The organism is Pseudacidovorax sp. DMC4 (assembly GCF_056314265.1).
In genome coordinates this window covers 237,861-253,123 of the sequence record NZ_JBQUYR010000004.1, presented here as the reverse complement: position 1 = coordinate 253,123, position 15,263 = coordinate 237,861, and the positions used below count along the sequence as shown (strand labels likewise).

15 protein-coding genes are annotated in these 15,263 nt (G+C 69.7%); 9 read left to right on the top strand and 6 right to left on the bottom strand.

Features of this window, described 5'->3' with window-relative positions; all coding sequences use genetic code 11:
- Positions 1-8 precede the first annotated feature (8 nt).
- The 8 genes from ACT54X_RS09875 to ACT54X_RS09840 all read left to right on the top strand — a co-directional run bounded on the left by ACT54X_RS09875 (position 9) and on the right by ACT54X_RS09840 (position 9,040).
- Positions 9-1,451 carry a M81 family metallopeptidase gene (locus ACT54X_RS09875; RefSeq protein WP_294367626.1) on the top strand — a complete coding sequence of 481 codons (1,443 nt, stop codon included), beginning with the start codon at positions 9-11 and terminating at the stop codon, positions 1,449-1,451.
- Between the two features lie 62 nt (positions 1,452-1,513).
- On the top strand, positions 1,514-3,100 hold the full coding sequence (locus tag ACT54X_RS09870) for an ABC transporter substrate-binding protein (RefSeq protein ID WP_294367327.1): 1,587 nt from the start codon (positions 1,514-1,516) through the stop codon (positions 3,098-3,100).
- A 20-nt stretch (positions 3,101-3,120) separates the two neighbouring features.
- Entirely contained in the window at positions 3,121-4,056 is a 936-nt protein-coding gene (locus ACT54X_RS09865; RefSeq protein ID WP_294367325.1) for an ABC transporter permease, read from the top strand.
- Positions 4,057-4,236: 180 nt separating this feature from the next.
- Positions 4,237-5,133: an ABC transporter permease gene (locus ACT54X_RS09860; RefSeq protein WP_476346300.1), complete on the top strand. Its 897-nt coding sequence runs from the start codon at positions 4,237-4,239 to the stop codon at positions 5,131-5,133.
- Positions 5,130-6,167 carry an ABC transporter ATP-binding protein gene (locus tag ACT54X_RS09855; protein ID WP_354318337.1) on the top strand — a complete coding sequence of 346 codons (1,038 nt, stop codon included), beginning with the start codon at positions 5,130-5,132 and terminating at the stop codon, positions 6,165-6,167. The genes ACT54X_RS09860 and ACT54X_RS09855 overlap by 4 nt, the downstream gene beginning before the upstream one ends.
- Positions 6,164-7,165 carry an ABC transporter ATP-binding protein gene (locus tag ACT54X_RS09850; protein WP_476346298.1) on the top strand — a complete coding sequence of 334 codons (1,002 nt, stop codon included), beginning with the start codon at positions 6,164-6,166 and terminating at the stop codon, positions 7,163-7,165. The genes ACT54X_RS09855 and ACT54X_RS09850 overlap by 4 nt, the downstream gene beginning before the upstream one ends.
- 25 nt (positions 7,166-7,190) lie before the next feature.
- Positions 7,191-8,654 (top strand): N-acyl-D-amino-acid deacylase family protein, encoded by a 1,464-nt coding sequence (locus ACT54X_RS09845; RefSeq protein ID WP_476346296.1) that lies wholly within the window; start codon positions 7,191-7,193, stop codon positions 8,652-8,654.
- Between the two features lie 17 nt (positions 8,655-8,671).
- Positions 8,672-9,040 carry a RidA family protein gene (locus tag ACT54X_RS09840; RefSeq protein WP_294367316.1) on the top strand — a complete coding sequence of 123 codons (369 nt, stop codon included), beginning with the start codon at positions 8,672-8,674 and terminating at the stop codon, positions 9,038-9,040.
- A 27-nt stretch (positions 9,041-9,067) separates the two neighbouring features.
- Here ACT54X_RS09840 and ACT54X_RS09835 read toward each other — a convergent pair whose 3' ends face one another.
- Together ACT54X_RS09835 and ACT54X_RS09830 are read right to left on the bottom strand one after the other, a co-directional pair.
- Positions 9,068-10,042, bottom strand: coding sequence for a Bug family tripartite tricarboxylate transporter substrate binding protein (locus tag ACT54X_RS09835; protein WP_476346294.1), 975 nt, complete (start codon positions 10,040-10,042; stop codon positions 9,068-9,070).
- Positions 10,043-10,077: 35 nt separating this feature from the next.
- Positions 10,078-11,412, bottom strand: a complete 1,335-nt coding sequence (locus ACT54X_RS09830) for an arylsulfatase (RefSeq protein WP_476346292.1) — start codon at positions 11,410-11,412, stop codon at positions 10,078-10,080.
- A 91-nt stretch (positions 11,413-11,503) separates the two neighbouring features.
- Between ACT54X_RS09830 and ACT54X_RS09825 the strand changes: the two genes are divergently transcribed.
- A complete protein-coding gene (locus ACT54X_RS09825) occupies positions 11,504-12,409 on the top strand; it encodes a LysR family transcriptional regulator (protein ID WP_476346290.1) in 906 nt (301 codons plus the stop codon).
- Positions 12,410-12,435: 26 nt separating this feature from the next.
- On the opposite strand, the gene ACT54X_RS09820 is transcribed toward ACT54X_RS09825, so the two are convergent.
- The 4 genes from ACT54X_RS09820 to ACT54X_RS09805 form a co-directional block, all read right to left on the bottom strand.
- Entirely contained in the window at positions 12,436-12,831 is a 396-nt protein-coding gene (locus ACT54X_RS09820; protein ID WP_294367308.1) for a type II toxin-antitoxin system HicB family antitoxin, read from the bottom strand.
- A gap of 26 nt (positions 12,832-12,857) precedes the next feature.
- Positions 12,858-13,037, bottom strand: coding sequence for a type II toxin-antitoxin system HicA family toxin (locus ACT54X_RS09815; RefSeq protein ID WP_294367307.1), 180 nt, complete (start codon positions 13,035-13,037; stop codon positions 12,858-12,860).
- 151 nt (positions 13,038-13,188) lie between these two features.
- Positions 13,189-13,953, bottom strand: a complete 765-nt coding sequence (lolD, locus tag ACT54X_RS09810) for a lipoprotein-releasing ABC transporter ATP-binding protein LolD (protein WP_081682451.1) — start codon at positions 13,951-13,953, stop codon at positions 13,189-13,191.
- Positions 13,946-15,202, bottom strand: coding sequence for a lipoprotein-releasing ABC transporter permease subunit (locus ACT54X_RS09805; RefSeq protein WP_294367303.1), 1,257 nt, complete (start codon positions 15,200-15,202; stop codon positions 13,946-13,948). The genes lolD and ACT54X_RS09805 overlap by 8 nt, the downstream gene beginning before the upstream one ends.
- Positions 15,203-15,263: the final 61 nt, after the last annotated feature.

Here is a 15,263-nt window from a genome sequence, read left to right as displayed (position 1 = left end):
TGACCCCTCTGCGCGTCTTCAGCGCCTGCCTGGCGACCGAGACCAACACCTTCGCCCCCATGCCCACGGGCATGGCGTCGTTCCGTGACCGCGGCTACTTCAAGGCCGGCGAGCACCCGGACACCATGGTGTTCTTCGCCGGCCCGCTGTGGGCCGCGCGGCTGCGCGGCAAGGAGGCCGGCTGGATCCTGAAGGAAGGCATGGTGGCCGCAGCCCAGCCCAGCGGCACCACCACGCGCCAGGCCTACGAAAGCCTCCGCGATGAGCTGCTGGCCGATCTCCAGGCGGCGCTCCCGGTGGACATGGTCGTGCTGGGCCTGCACGGCGCCATGGTCGCCGACGGCTACGACGACTGCGAGGGCGACCTGCTGGCGCGCGTTCGGGCCATCGTCGGCCCCGGCGTGGTGGTCGGCGCGGAGCTGGACCCGCACAACCATCTCACCGCAGCCATGGTCGACAACGCCGACCTGCTGATCGCCTACAAGGAATATCCCCACACCGACGTGCTCGATCGCGCCTTCGAGCTGGTGGACCTGTGCGCCGCCCAGGTGCAGGGCCGCGTCCGGCCCGTGGCCGCGGTGGTGGACTGCGACATGATCGTCACCATGCACACCTCGCGGCAGCCGGCGCGCGGCTTCGTGGACCGCATCCAGGCGCTGGAGGGCAGGGACGGCATCCTGTCCATCTCGGTGTCGCACGGCTTTGCCTGGGGCGACGTGCCGGACATGGGCACCAAGCTGCTGGTCTATGCCGATGGGGACGCCGCCAAGGCCCAGGCATTGGCACGCCAGCTGGCGGACGAGTTGATCGGCCTGCGCGAGGCGCTCGCCGTGTCCTATCCGGCCATCGACGCCGCGCTGGACGAGGCCCTGGCCTTCGACGGCGGGCCGGTGATCATTGCCGATGGCGCCGACAACCCGGGCGGCGGCGCGGCCGGCGATTCCACCTTCATCCTGCGGCGGATGCTCGAACGCGGCATCGGCAACGCGGCCATCGGCCCGATGTGGGACCCCATCGCCGCGCGCATCGCCTTCGAGGCCGGCGCCGGCGCGCGGCTGGCCCTTCGCATCGGCGGCAAGATCGGCCCGCTGTCCGGCGACCCGCTGGACCTCGACTGCACGGTCAAGGCCGTGATGCCCGAGATGGTGATGACCGGCCTGGGCGGCGCGCCCTTTCCGGTCGGAGACAGCGCGCTGGTCGAGACCGCGGGCATCGAGATCCTGCTGATCACGCTGCGCAACCAGGCCATGGGCACCGATGCCTTCACCCAGCTCGGCTGCGACCTGGCCGCCAAGAAGATCGTGGTGGTCAAGTCGTCGCAGCACTTCCAGGCCTCCTTCTCGAAGGTGGGCCGGCATGTGATCTACGCGGCCGCGCCCGGCGCCGTGACGCTCGATCTGCGCACCCTGCCCTACCGCAAGGTGCGCCGGCCCAAGTGGCCACTCGACTGACGCGCCCGTCCCTCCTTCCTGTCCGCATTCCCCCGTCCTCCCCGCCTTCCGGAGTCCCCACGATGAAACGACGACTGCTTGCCTCTCTCGCCGCCCTGAGCCTGGGTGCCGCCGCCAGCCTGTGCAGCCTGCCCGCACTGGCCCAGACCAAGACGCTGAAGGTCGTGGCCCATGCCGACGTGAAGATCCTGGACCCGACCTTCACCACGGCCTACATCACCCGCAACTTCGGCTACATGGTCTACGACATGCTCTTCGGCCTGGACGACAAGGGCGTGCCGAAGCCGCAGATGGTGGACAAGTACAGCACCTCGAAGGATGGCCGGCTCTGGACCTTCACCCTGCGGCCCGGCCTCAAGTTCTCGGACGGCAGCCCCGTGACCGCCGCCGACGCGGTGGCCTCCATGCAGCGCTGGACCGGGCGCGACAGCATCGGCCGCGCGATGACGGCGATCTCCTCGCCCGAGTGGAAGGCGGTGGACGCCACGACCTTCACGCTCACGCTCAAGGAACCCTTCGGCCTGGTGCTGGAAGGGCTCTCCAAGCCTTCGGGCTTCCCGCCGGTCGTCATGCCGGAGCGGCTGGCCAAGCTGCCCACCACCTCGCCGATCTCCGAGGTGCTGGGCTCGGGCCCGTATGTGTTCAAGCGCGATGAATGGGTACCGGGCAACAAGGCGGTGTTCGTGCGCAACCCGCACTACGTGCCACGCACCGAGGCCGCCAGCAACCTCGCGGGCAGCAAGAAGTCGGCCTTCGACCGCGTCGAGTGGCTGTACCTGCCCGACGCCAACAGCGCCATCTCGGCACTGCAGAAGGGCGAGGTCGACCTCATCGAGCAGGTGCCGCCCGACTACATCCTGCCGCTGCGTGCGGACGCCAACGTCAAGGTGCAGGCCTCGGGCTCCTGGCAGGGCTGGATGGTCATGAACCAGCTGCATCCGCCCTTCAACAATCCCAAGGTGCGCCAGGCGGTGGCCAAGGCGGTGAACCAGGAACGCTTCATGGCGGCGATGGGCTACCCGCGCGACATGCGCCTGACCAGCTGCGTGAGCTTCTTCCTCTGCGGCGGGCCCAACGAGAGCTTCGCCGGTGCCGAGCCCTTCCGCACGCCCGACCTGGCCCAGGCCAAGAAGATGCTCGCCGACGCAGGCTACAAGGGCGAGAAGGTGGTGCTGCTGCTGCCCAGCGACGTCACCTACCTCAATGCCGAAGGCCTGATGGCCGTCCAGACGCTGCGCAGCCTGGGCATGAACGTCGACGTGCAGACCTCCGACTGGGCCACCATCGGCGCCCGGCGTGCCAAGCGCGAGGCACCGGACGCCGGCGGCTGGAGCATGTACGTGACCGTGGCCGGCGGCTTCGACGCCGATTCGCCGATCACCAACGCCTACCTCAGTGCCGCCTGCGGCAACAGCCTGCCCGGCTGGCCCTGCGATCAGAAGCTGGACGAACTGCGCATGGCCTGGTTGAAGGCCACCGACCCGGCCCGGCGCAAGGAGGCGCTCGACGCCTTCCACGCCCGCGCCTGGGAGGCCCTGCCCTACGTGAACGTGGGCCAGTACTCGCCCGCCATCGCGGCCCGCAAGGAGCTCAAGGGTGTCGAGAAGCTCAGCGGCGGTCTGCCGCTGGTCTGGCAGCTCGACAAGTGACGCACGGGGACTGATACGGCATGGGCTACATCCTGCGGCGCCTGGCGGCCACCGTGCCCGTGATGGCGGTGGTGGCGGTGGTCGTCTTCCTGCTAATCCACCTGTCGCCGGGCGATCCTGCGGCCCTGATCGCCGGCGACCTGGCCACGGCGGACGACATCGCCCGCCTGCGCGCCGCGCTCGGCCTGGACCAGCCGCTGTGGCGGCAGTTCGCGCTGTGGCTGGGCCGCCTGGCCACGGGCGACCTGGGCACCTCCATCTTCACGCAGGTGCCGGTCACGCAGCTGCTGGCCCAGCGGCTGGAGCCCACGCTGTCGATCGCGCTGCTCACGATCACCCTCACGCTGCTGCTGGCCGTGCCGCTGGGCACGCTGGCCGCCTGGAAGGCGGGTGCCTTCATCGACCGGCTGGTGATGGTGTTCGCGGTGCTGTCCTTCTCCGTTCCGGCCTTCCTCGTCGGCTACCTGCTCATCTATGGCCTGGCGGTGCGGCTGGACTGGTTTCCGGTGCAGGGCTATGTGCCCCTCTCCGAGGGCGTCCTTCCCTGGCTGCGCTCGCTCGCGCTGCCCTGCCTGAACCTGGCGCTGGTGTACATCGCCCTCATCACGCGCATGACCCGGGCCACCGTGCTCGAAGTGCTGCAGGAGGACTACATCCGCACCGCCCGCGCCAAGGGCCTGGGCGTGCTGCCGGTGCTGGGGCATGCGCTGCGCAATGCGGCCGTGCCCATCGCGACCACGGTCGGCATGGGCATCGCGCTGCTCATCGGCGGCGTGGTGGTCACCGAGACCGTGTTCGCACTGCCCGGCGTGGGCCGGCTCGTGGTCGATTCGGTGCAGCGGCACGACTACCCGGTCATCCAGAGCGTGTTGCTGCTGTCGGCCGGGGTGTATGTGCTGATCAACCTGCTGATCGATCTGAGCTATCGGCTCTTCGATCCTCGCATCAGGTATTGAGATGAGACACCCCCCATGCCGCTTCGCGGCTCCCCCCTCTCTTGCGCCTTCGGCTTGGAGGGGGGCGCGCCCAGAGGCCTGGCAAAGCCAGTTCCTCGGGCGCCCTGGCTTGGCCTGCTCCGCGGCCATTCGAGGGATGTTCGCGTGCCGGCTTCATGCGAAGCACTCAGGAGAAATGAAATGAGCTCCACGGCTTCCGCCGCGGGCGTGTCGCCACCGAACGCAGGTGCCGACGTTCCCTTCAAGGTGCCGCGCTTTCGCTGGGCGCGCAAGCACCCGACGCTGATCCTGGGGGCGCTGTTGCTGGTGGCCATGGTGATGCTCGCGTTCGCGGCGCCATGGCTCGCCACCTACGACCCACAGGACATCGATCCGCTGGCGCGGCTGCAGGCGCCGTCGGCCGAGCACTGGTTCGGCACCGATGCCCTGGGCCGCGATGTCTACAGCCGGGCGGTGTGGGGCGCGCGCGTCTCCCTGCTCGTCGGGCTGTCGGTGGCCGTGCTGGCGACGGTGGCCGGCGTGTTCCTGGGCCTGGTGGCGGGCTTCGTGCGCTGGGCCGAGGGGCCGGTGATGCGCGTCATGGACGGGCTGATGGCGATCCCGGGCATCCTGCTGGCCATCGCGCTGATGGCCATCACGCGCGCCAGCCTGACGACGGTGATCGTCGCCATCACCGTTCCAGAGATTCCGCGCGTGGTCCGGCTGGTGCGATCGCTGGCACTCACGCTGCGCGAGCAGCTGTTCGTCGAGGCCGCCCATGCCGTGGGCACACGGCTACCCACCATCCTGGTGCGGCATGTGCTGCCCAACATGGTCGCGCCGGTGGTGGTCCAGGCCACCTTCGTCGCAGCCTCTGCCGTGCTCATCGAGGCCTCACTGTCCTTCCTGGGCGTGGGCGTGCCCTCCACCACGCCGAGCTGGGGCAACATGATGGCCGAGGGCCGCAACTTCGTCGCCGTGGCCTTCCACATCATCCTGTATCCCGGGCTGCTGCTGGCGGCCACGGTCCTGGCCATCAACCTGCTGGGCGACGGCCTGCGCGACGCGCTGGACCCCCGCCTGGCCCGCCAGCTATGACAGCCGCTTCCCCCCAGCCCCGCCTGCCGGTGGGCGAGACCCTGCTGGAAGTGCAGGACCTGCACACCCATTTCGACACGCTCACCGGCCCCGCACGGTCCGTCGACGGCGTGAGCTACACCGTGCGCGCCGGCCAGACCCTGGGCGTGGTGGGCGAGTCGGGCTGCGGCAAGAGCGTGACGGCCCTGTCGATCATGCGGCTGCTGGCCACGCCACCGGCCCGCATCCGCGGCCAGGTGCGTCTGCGCGGCACCGACCTGCTGACCCTGAGCGAGAAGCAGATGCGCGCCATCCGCGGCAACCGCATCTCGATGATCTTCCAGGAGCCGATGACCTCGCTGAACCCGGTGCTCAGCGTGGGCCGGCAGATCGCCGAGACGGTGCAGCTGCACCAGGGCGCAGGCCGCGCGCAGGCTCTGGCGCGCGCCGTGGAGATGCTGCGGCTGGTCCAGATTCCCGAGCCCGAACGCCGCGTGCACGAGTACCCGCACCAGCTGTCGGGCGGCATGCGCCAGCGGGTGATGATCGCGCTGGCGCTGGCCTGCAATCCCGAGGTGCTGATCGCCGACGAGCCCACCACGGCGCTGGACGTGACGATCCAGGCCCAGATCCTCGACCTCATCCGCCGCTTGCAACAGGAGCTCGGCATGGGCGTGGTGATGATCACGCACGACCTGGGCGTCGTGGCCGAGAGCTGCCACCGCGTGGTCGTGATGTATGCCGGCCGCACCGTCGAAGAGGCCGACGTGGTCGATCTCTTCGACCGGCCGCTGCATCCCTACACGCGTGCGCTCATGGCATCGATGCCCGCGATGAACACGCACAGCGCACGTCTGACCGAGATCCCCGGGCTGGTTCCTTCGCCGCAGGCGCCCAGGCGCGGCTGCGCCTTCGCGGAGCGCTGTCCGTGGGCCGCCGACCGCTGCCGCAACGAGGTGCCGCCCCTGATGCGCGAAGGCGGCGATCACGCCGTCGCCTGCTTTGCCGTGCAGGAGGCACGCCTGCCGACCCATGCCCTGGAGCCCGCCGCATGACTGCCACCGCCACGAGCGCGATTCCGAACGCCGGCGCAGCGCCTCTTCTGTCGGTGCATGCCCTGCGCAAGCACTATGTGTCGCCGCGGCGCTGGCTGGCGCGCCCCAGACCGCCCGTGCAGGCGGTGGACGAGGTCTCGTTCGACATCGCACGCGGCGAGACGCTGTCGCTGGTGGGTGAATCGGGCTGCGGCAAGACCACCACCGCCAAGTCGGTGATGCGCCTGATCGAGCCGACCTCGGGGTCGGTGCGACTGGACGGCGAGGATCTGCTCGCCCTGTCGCCCGAGCAGATGCGCCTGCGGCGGCGGGACGTGCAGATCATCTTCCAGGACCCCTATGCCTCGCTGAGCCCGCGCCTGCGTGCCGGCGAGATCGTGGCCGAGCCGCTGCGCAACTTCGGCATGTCCTCCGCCGCCGCGCGGCGAGAGCGGGTGCGCTGGCTGTTCGAGAAGGTGGGGCTGCGGCCGGAGGCCACGGCCAAGTACCCGCACGAGTTCTCCGGCGGGCAGCGCCAGCGGCTGGGCATCGCCCGCGCGCTGGCCCTCAACCCCAAGCTCATCGTCTGCGACGAGCCCGTCTCGGCACTCGACGTGTCGGTGCAGGCGCAGGTGGTCAACCTGCTGATGGACCTGCAGGCGGAATTCGGCATCGCCTACCTGTTCGTCGCGCACGACCTGGCCGTGGTGCGCCACATCAGCCACCGCGTGGCGGTGATGTACCTCGGCCGCATCGTCGAGATCGGCCCGCGCGATGCCGTCTTCTCCCAGCCGCGACATCCCTACACCGAGATCCTGCTGTCAGCCGTGCCCGTGCCCAACCCGCGCACGCCGGCACGGCGCATCCTGCTGCAGGGCGATCCACCGAGCCCGGCCCATCCGCCGTCGGGCTGTCGCTTCCACACGCGCTGTCCACTGGCCCAGCCGCTGTGCGCCGAGCAGGCGCCCGCCCTCACGTCCCGTGGCGACGGCCATCAGGTGGCCTGCCACTTCCGCTGACCCTCCGCCATCACTGCCCCACACCATGACCGACAGCACCCGTGACCACGACCTGATCATCCGCGGCGGCACCATCATCGACGGCCGCCGGACGCCCCGCTTTCGCGCGGACGTGGCGGTGCGCGACGGCCGCCTGAGCGCCATCGGCGATCTGGCGGACCATCGGGCCGCCCAGGAGATCGACGCGACGGGGCGCATCGTGGCGCCCGGCTTCATCGACTCGCACACGCACGACGACCAGGCGGTGCTGTCGCAGCCGCAGATCCCGTTCAAGGTCTCGCAGGGCGTCACCACCGTGATCGCCGGCAACTGCGGCATCAGCGCCGCGCCGCTGCGGCGGGACATGGACCTGCCCATGCCCCTCAACCTGATCGACGTGCCCGCCGAGGAGCGCTTCACCCGCTTCGCCGACTACCTGGATGCGCTGCGTGCCCGCCCCTCGTCGGTCAACGTGGCCGCGATGGTCGGCCACTCCACCCTGCGCGCCGTCACCATGCCGGCACTGGACCGCGAAGCGAACGGCGAGGAGATCGCACGCATGCGCGCGCTGGTGCAGGAAGCGATGGACGCAGGCGCCATCGGCGTCTCCACCGGCACCTTCTATCCGCCCGCGGTGAAGGCCACCACCGAAGAGATCATCGAAGTCTGCCGGCCGCTCACCGCCACCGGGGGCCTGTACGTCACCCACATGCGCGACGAGTCCGACCAGGTGATGACCTCGCTGGAAGAGACCTTCCGCATCGGCCGCGCGCTGGACGTGCCGGTGGTCGTCTCCCACCACAAGGTGCAGAACACGCCCAACTTCGGCAAGTCGCAGGTCACGCTGCCCTTCATCCGCGAGGCCATGCAGCGCCAGCGCGTCTGCCTCGACTGCTATCCCTACACGGCGGGCTCGACCATGATCCGCGCGGACCGAGGCATGCTCGAAGGCCGCGTGCTGATCGCCGAGAGCCTGCCGCATCCGGAATGCGCCGGCCGCGACCTGGACGACATCGCCCGCGACTGGGGCGTGGACCGCGTGGAGGCCGCGCGCCGGCTGCAGCCGGGCAGCGCCATCTACTTCCTGATGGACGAGGGCGATGTGCAGCGCATCCTGGCCTTCGACGACACCATGATCGGCTCGGACGGCATCCCCGTCGGCAGCAAGCCGCATCCTCGGCTCTGGGGCACCTTCCCACGCGTGCTGGGCCATTACAGCCGCGACGTCGGCCTGTTTCCGCTGGAGACCGCCGTCTGGAAGATGACCGGGCTCACGGCCCGCAACTTCGGGCTTCACGGCCGGGGCACGCTGGAAGCCGGCCAGGCCGCCGATATCGTGGTCTTCGATGCCGGCACCGTGCGCGACGCGGCCGACTATGCCGAGCCCACGCGGCCCGCGGAAGGCATCGAGGCGGTCATCGTCAACGGTGCCATCACCTGGCAGGGCGGCCGGCACACGGACGCGCGCCAGGGTCAGGTCATCCGCCGCCAGGCGGCCCCGTCCCACTGAGGCACTGCGCAACCACGATGCCCATCGAACGCTTTCCCACCCCGCTGCCGGTGCCCTTCTCGAAGGCGGTGCGCGCCGGCGGCTTCCTGTTCGTCTCGGGCGTGCTGCCCATGGATGCCCAGGGCCGCATCATCGAAGGCGACATCCAGGCGCAGACGCGCGCCGTGCTCGAGCGCGTGGCCCAGAACCTGGCCGACTGCGGTGCCCGCATGGCCGATGTGGTGCGCGCCACCATCTGGCTGGCCGACCTCGGCGACTTCGCCGCGTTCAACCAGGAATACGCCCGGCACTTCACACAAGGGCTGCCTGCGCGCTCGTGCGTGCAGGCAGCCCTCTACCAGGGCGCGCGGGTCGAGATCGAGGTCCAGGCCTGGGTCGGCGGCTGAGGCGCGACCCCAAGCGGCCCGGCCCACTCAGTTCAGCACGATGTGGGCCTTGGTGGCCACGTCGCCGAACTTGCGCAGGCTGTCCTGCACGAACTTCTCCGCCTCGGCGGGCGACATGTGGCCCGGCAACTGGCCGCCGGCTTCCAGAGCCGCCTTCACCTGGGGGTTCTCGGCCGCCTTGGCGATGGCGGCATTGAGCCGCGCCACCACCGGCTCGGGCACACCCTTGGCTGCAGCGACGGCGAAGTACTGCGTGGCCTCATAGCCCTTGAGCCCGGCCTCGCTCATGGTCGGCACATTGGGCAGGCTGGGGATGCGGTAGGGCGTGGTGACGGCATAGGCGCGCAGTTGGCCCGCCTTGATCTGCGCCAGCACGGGCGTGACGCCCAGCATGCCCAGCTTGACCTGACCACCGACGATGTCCACCACCGCCTGGCCGCCGCCCTTGTACGGCACATGCAGCATCTGCGTGCCGGCCATCTGGTTGAACAGCTCGCCGGCCAGGTGCTGGCCGGTGCCGATGCCCGAGCTGGCGTAGTCCCACTGCTGCGGGTTCTTCTTCATCGCGGCGATCAGCGACGTCAGGTCCGTCGGCGCCAGCCCCGCACCGCCCACCAGCACGATGGGGCCCTGCGACAGCAGGCCCACCGCCTGCAGCTCGCGGCCCACCTCGGGCTGCTTCTGGCCGAAGAGCACGGGCCCCGGCACGGTCACCAGCGTGTAGCCGTCGCCCTTGGCGCGCGCCGCCTGCTTGAGCGCCAGCGCGCCCGAGGCACCCGGCACGTTGTCGACCACGATGGACTGGCCGATCTGGTCGGACACGGCCTTGGCGAAGGCGCGCGTGAGCACGTCCACCGAGCCGCCGGGCACGAAGCCCACGATCCAGGTGATGGGCTTGGCCTCGGGCCAGGGCTGCTCGGCATGGGCGCCGAGGGCGAGGGCCGTGGTGGCGGCGAACGCCGCAAGGCGCAGGAGGTGGCGGCGGCCAGTGGAGGTGGTCATGGGCTTGCTTCCGGAAGTTGTTCGAGGGGTGCGGCTCAGCGATCGGGCTGGCCGGGCGGCGTGTGCGGATGCGCGGCCGCACTGGCGTTGAAGTCGCGGATCATGCGCAGCACCGGGCCCATGACCCAGGTGTTGAAGACCAGCACATCGGTCTCTTCCTTGGGGTCGCGCGTGATGTTGAACAGGTAGGGCGACTCCAGCTTGCCCTGGCCCTGGTTGACCTCGGGCTCCCAGTAGAAGTGCAGCTTCCAGTCGCGCCACTTGGCCGCGCGCAACTCCTGCTTGATGTAGAAGAGAAAGCCCTCGCGCGCCGACTTCGGCTGCTCACCGAAGAGGAAGGCCCGCTGGTCCACGCCGTCGATGGGCCGGTCCTGCGGCAACTCGGCACCGGCCACGGCGGCCAGGGTGGTGAAGATGTCGGTCACGTGCACGATCTCGTTGCTCACGCGGCCCGGCTCGATGCGGCCCGGCCAGCGCGCGATGAAGGGCACGCGCAGGCTGCCTTCCATGGCCGTGTGATACGTCCCGCGCCAGGGGCCGGCCGTGCCGCGGTAGGGCGCGCGGAACTCCGGGCCGTTGTCGCTGCAGAAGATGAACAGGGTGTTGTCGGCAATGCCCAGGCGCTCCACCTCGTCGACGATCTGGCCCACGCGGTGGTCCATCTCGGCCATGGAGTCGGCAAAGTCGCCATTGCCGGTGCGCCCGGCAAAGTCCGGATGCGGCAGCGTCGGAAAGTGCAGGTGCACCAGCGGCAGGTACAGGAAGAAGGGCCGGTTCGCCGCCACATGGCGCTGCATGAAGGCGCAGGAGCGGTCCACCAGATCGGCATCGATGCCGCGGCGTGCCTCCAGGTCGTAGAGCTTCACCTCGCGCGAGGGCTCGCCCGCACGGCCTTCCATGATGTAGGGCAGATCGACCACGCTGGGGTCGAAGCCCACGGAAGAAGTGAACTGGCTCTCGTCCGTGGTGCGCGGGATGCCATACCACTCGTCGAAGCCGCGGTCCGACGGAAAGCGCCCGGCCACATCGCCCAGGTGCCACTTGCCGAAATGGGCGGTGGCGTAGCCGACCTGCGACAGCAGCTGCGGCAGCGTCACCTCCCAGCGCGTGAGGCCCTGCGGCAGGCCCGGCGGCACGGACTGCAGGCAGCCGGTGCGGATCGGATGCCGGCCCGACATCAGGGCCGAGCGCGTGGGCACGCAGTCGCTCTCGACGTTGAAGTTCTGCAGCAGCAGGCCCTGGCGGGCCAGGGCGTCGATGCGCGGCGTGGGCGCGCCGCGCAGGGCGCCGCCGCCATAGCAGCCGAGTTCGCCCCAGCCGAGGTTGTCGGCCACGATGAGGACGATGTGGGGAGAAGCGTGGGAAGCCATGGGGAGCGGAAGGGATTCGATGGCCTGCAATCCATGACACGGCGGCGTCTTCTAGCATTCCCGATCCCCCGCCTTGCCATGAACGCCAGGAATGAATCTCTCCCTCCAGGACATCCGCTACTTCCTTGCCGTGGCCCGCGACGGCCAGCTCTCGGCCGCCGCCGAGGAGCAGGGCGTGACGCAGTCGGCGCTGACCAAGGCCATGCAGCGGGTGGAGCGCGAGTTCGGCCTGCAGCTCTTCGAGCGCAGCGTGCGCGGCGTGCGGCTGACCTCGGCCGGCCTGCGCGTGGCCGAGCAGATGCGGCGCCTGCAGGCCGAATATGCCGACACGGTGCTGCTGGCCGACGAGATGCGCGCCCGCCAGGCCGGCCTGCTGCGCCTGGGCGTGACCGACACCACCGGCGGCAACCGCATGGCGGCGGTGCTCGGGCCCATGCTGGTCATGCGGCCGGGCCTGCGCGTGAAGATGCGCGTGGACCGCTCCGACGCCCTCGCCGCCCAGGTGCAGGACGGCACGCTGGACCTGGCCCTGGTGCCCGCGTACGAAGGCATGCCGCTGCCGGCCGAGCGCACCAAGGTCGACAGCGATCCGCTGCTGCCGCTGGTGCGGGTGGGGCATCCGCTGACACGTCTGGCCCGCCCGACGTTGAAGGACGTGGCCGGCTACGGCTGGATGCTCGGGCCCGAACATTCCTTCGCCTACCGCACCGTGGAGGCCGTCTACGCGCGGCAGGGGCTGCCCGCGCCGCAGATCGTGGTCGAGGTGCCCTTCTCGTCGGAGATGAACCTGACGGTGCTGGCCGCCACCGACCTGGTGACGCTGCTGCCGCGCTCGCTGATGCAGCTGGCGCCGGCCGAGCGCTTCACGCAGTTGCCGGTGGCGGCCCTGCGCATCCCGCGGGCGGTGGTGCTGCTGTCGCGGCCGGGGTCGGCGTGGTCGCCGTTGATGGAGACGCTGCGGGGTTTACTGCTGGAGCGGAGCAAGGCCAGGGACTGAGTGCCTCACAGCGTCCGACTCCACCGTCAGTTCTCGCGCTCGGCCATCTCATGCTCTGCGGCCGCAGCCAGGAACGCCGAGCGCGAGATGCGGCGCTGGCTCGCGTACTGGTCGATGCGCTGCAGCAGCGCTTCGGACATGCTCACGTTCACACGCACGGCCTTGTCGCGCACCTTGGTGAGGTCGATGTCCACCAGCATCCAGAAGCCGCCCTTGAAGGCCTTGCTGCCTGCCCACTGATCGACGCCCGTGGGCGCGGGAATGGGGTCAGCGTCGCTGCCGTAGTGGGCCTCGACGGCCTCCTGCGCTGCACTGGGAATGTCGGCGGACTCGTCTGCGGCGGCGAAGCAGCCTGGAAGATCGGGGAAGGTCAGGCCAAAGGCACTGTCCTTGTCCTTGTGGACGTAGACGGGATAGAGCATCGTCGTTCCTTCGATAGTCCCAGGACTCAAAGTCCAGCCTGTTTCAATATGCTTTTGACGGTACCGATCGGCAGGTCCTTCTTAGGGTGCGGGACCGTGACCTTGCCCGGCTTCGTCGGATGCTTGTATTGGCGATGCGATCCGACCGTGTTAACCAGATACCAACCATCGGCCGTGAGCTGTTTGATGACCGCGTCGCTTGACATCGCGCAACTCTACACAACATTGCGCAAGTTTGCGCAAATGCGCACACAGCGGCGGCCTTCCCATCGGTTTCGCATTCACCTGGAAGCCGCATTCGAACCGGCGACCAACGGATTAAAAGTCCGCTGAGCCGCGCGCATACCGGAGCGCCCGTCAGTCCGCCAACCGCCCCTGCACCAGCCGCAGCACGCGATCGCAGCGTGCGGCCAGCGTCTCGTCGTGCGTCACCATCACGAAGGCGGTGCCGCGCTCGCGCGCGAGTTGCAGCATCAGCGCGAACACGGTGTCGGCCGTGCTGCGGTCCAGGTTGCCGGTGGGCTCGTCGGCCAGCACGCAGGCGGGCTGGGTGACCAGGGCACGGGCGATGGCCACGCGCTGGCGTTCGCCGCCGGACAGCTCCGCCGGCCGGTGCGACAGGCGCTGGCCCAGGCCCACGGCCGTCAGCGTGGCGCGGGCGGCCTCGGCGGCCTTCTCGGGCGCCTCGCGGCGAATCTTCAGCGGCATGGCCACGTTGTCCAACGCGCTGAACTCGGGCAGCAGATGGTGGAACTGGTAGACGAAGCCCAGGTACTGGTTGCGCAGCCGGCCCTGGGCCGCCGCGTCCAGCCGACCCATGGGCTGGCCCTTGAGCTCCACCGTGCCGCTGCTGGGCGAATCGAGGCCGCCCAGCAGGTGCAGCAGCGTGCTCTTGCCCGAGCCGGAGGCGCCGACGATGGCCATGGTCTCGCCGGCGCGCACGTCCAGGTCCACGCCGTGCAGCACGGTGAGGTCGATGCGGCCTTCGTGGAAGCGCTTGGTCAGGCCGCGGGCCTTGAGCACGACGGCGGGGTGCCCGTCGCCGGGCCGCCCCAAGGCGGGCAGCGCCCCCTCGGGGGGCAGCGCACCATGCGAAGCAGGAAGCGTGGGGGCCTTACTCATAGCGCAGCGCCTCCGCCGGGTTCACACGGCTGGCGCGCCAGCTGGGGTAGAGCGTGGCCACGAAGGCCAGCACCAGGGAGATGATGGCGATGGGCATGATGTCGCTGCGCTGCGGGTCGCTGGGCATGCGGCTGATGAGGTAGATGTCCTGCGGCAAAAAGTGCGTGTGCAGCAGCCGCTCGATGGCCGGCACGATGATGTCGATGTTGTAGGCCACCAGCAGGCCCAGCCCCAGGCCGGCGAAGGTGCCGATCACGCCCACCATGGCGCCCTGCACCACGAAGATGCCCATGATGCTCTTCGGGCTCGCGCCCAGCGTGCGCAGGATGGCGATGTCGGCGCGCTTGTCGGTCACCGTCATCACCAGCGTGCTCACCAGGTTGAAGGCGGCCACGGCCACGATCAGCGTGAGGATGATGAACATCATGCGTTTCTCGACCTGCACGGCCGAGAACCAGGTCTTGTTCTGGCGCGTCCAGTCACGGATGAGGAACTGCCCCGGCAGCGTCTTGGCCAGCTCGTCGGCCACCTCGCGGGCCTGGTTCAGGTCCTTGAGCTTCAGGCGGATGCCGGTGGGCCCTTCGAGGCGGAAGACCTTGGCCGCGTCCTGCTCGTGGATCATGGCCAGGGCCGAGTCGTACTCGTAGTGGCCCGAATCGAAGGTGCCGACCACGGTGAACTGCTTGAGCCGCGGCACCACGCCGGCCGGCGTGACCTGGCCGCCCGGGGCGATCAACGTGACCTGGTCGCCGTCGCGCACATAGAGCTGGCGCGCCAGCTCGGCGCCCAGCACGATGCCGAACTGGCCAGGCACCAACCGGTCGAGCGCGCCCTTCTGCGCGGTGCTCGAAAAGTCGGTGACCTCGGGCTCGAGCCTGGGCTCGATGCCGCGCACCAGTGCGCCCTTCATGTCCTCGCCGCGGGCGACCAGCGCCTGGCTGGCGATGAAGGGCGCAGCGCCGATGACCTGCGGATTCTTGCGGGCCGCGTCCATGATGGGCTGCAGATCCTGCAGCGCCTGGCCGTCGCGCGAGAAGATCTCGATGTGCGAGACCACGCCCAGCATGCGGTCGCGCACCTCCTTCTGGAAGCCGTTCATCACCGACAGCACGATGATGAGCGCGGCCACGCCCAGCGCGATGCCCGCCATCGAAACGCCCGAGATGAAGGAGATGAAGCCGTTGCGGCGGGTGGCCCGGCCAGCGCGTGTGTAGCGCCAGCCCAGCTGCAGTTCGTAGGGAAGAGCCATGGATGCGAAGACAGCGCCGCATGGCGCCGGAAGCCCCCGGGAAGCCGGGCCGGGCATTGTG

Excerpts from the sequence above, each read along its gene's own strand:
- ACT54X_RS09805 (WP_294367303.1), bottom strand. The coding sequence starts at position 15,202 with ATGGCTCTTCCCTACGAACTGCAGCTGGGCTGGCGCTACACACGCGCT.
- ACT54X_RS09835 (WP_476346294.1), bottom strand. The coding sequence starts at position 10,042 with ATGACCACCTCCACTGGCCGCCGCCACCTCCTGCGCCTTGCGGCGTTC.
- ACT54X_RS09870 (WP_294367327.1), top strand. The coding sequence starts at position 1,514 with ATGAAACGACGACTGCTTGCCTCTCTCGCCGCCCTGAGCCTGGGTGCC.
- ACT54X_RS09830 (WP_476346292.1), bottom strand. The coding sequence starts at position 11,412 with ATGGCTTCCCACGCTTCTCCCCACATCGTCCTCATCGTGGCCGACAAC.
- lolD (WP_081682451.1), bottom strand. The coding sequence starts at position 13,953 with ATGAGTAAGGCCCCCACGCTTCCTGCTTCGCATGGTGCGCTGCCCCCC.
- ACT54X_RS09850 (WP_476346298.1), top strand. The coding sequence starts at position 6,164 with ATGACTGCCACCGCCACGAGCGCGATTCCGAACGCCGGCGCAGCGCCT.
- ACT54X_RS09855 (WP_354318337.1), top strand. The coding sequence starts at position 5,130 with ATGACAGCCGCTTCCCCCCAGCCCCGCCTGCCGGTGGGCGAGACCCTG.
- ACT54X_RS09820 (WP_294367308.1), bottom strand. The coding sequence starts at position 12,831 with ATGCTCTATCCCGTCTACGTCCACAAGGACAAGGACAGTGCCTTTGGC.
- ACT54X_RS09865 (WP_294367325.1), top strand. The coding sequence starts at position 3,121 with ATGGGCTACATCCTGCGGCGCCTGGCGGCCACCGTGCCCGTGATGGCG.
- ACT54X_RS09845 (WP_476346296.1), top strand. The coding sequence starts at position 7,191 with ATGACCGACAGCACCCGTGACCACGACCTGATCATCCGCGGCGGCACC.
- ACT54X_RS09825 (WP_476346290.1), top strand. The coding sequence starts at position 11,504 with ATGAATCTCTCCCTCCAGGACATCCGCTACTTCCTTGCCGTGGCCCGC.
- ACT54X_RS09815 (WP_294367307.1), bottom strand. The coding sequence starts at position 13,037 with ATGTCAAGCGACGCGGTCATCAAACAGCTCACGGCCGATGGTTGGTAT.
- ACT54X_RS09840 (WP_294367316.1), top strand. The coding sequence starts at position 8,672 with ATGCCCATCGAACGCTTTCCCACCCCGCTGCCGGTGCCCTTCTCGAAG.
- ACT54X_RS09860 (WP_476346300.1), top strand. The coding sequence starts at position 4,237 with ATGAGCTCCACGGCTTCCGCCGCGGGCGTGTCGCCACCGAACGCAGGT.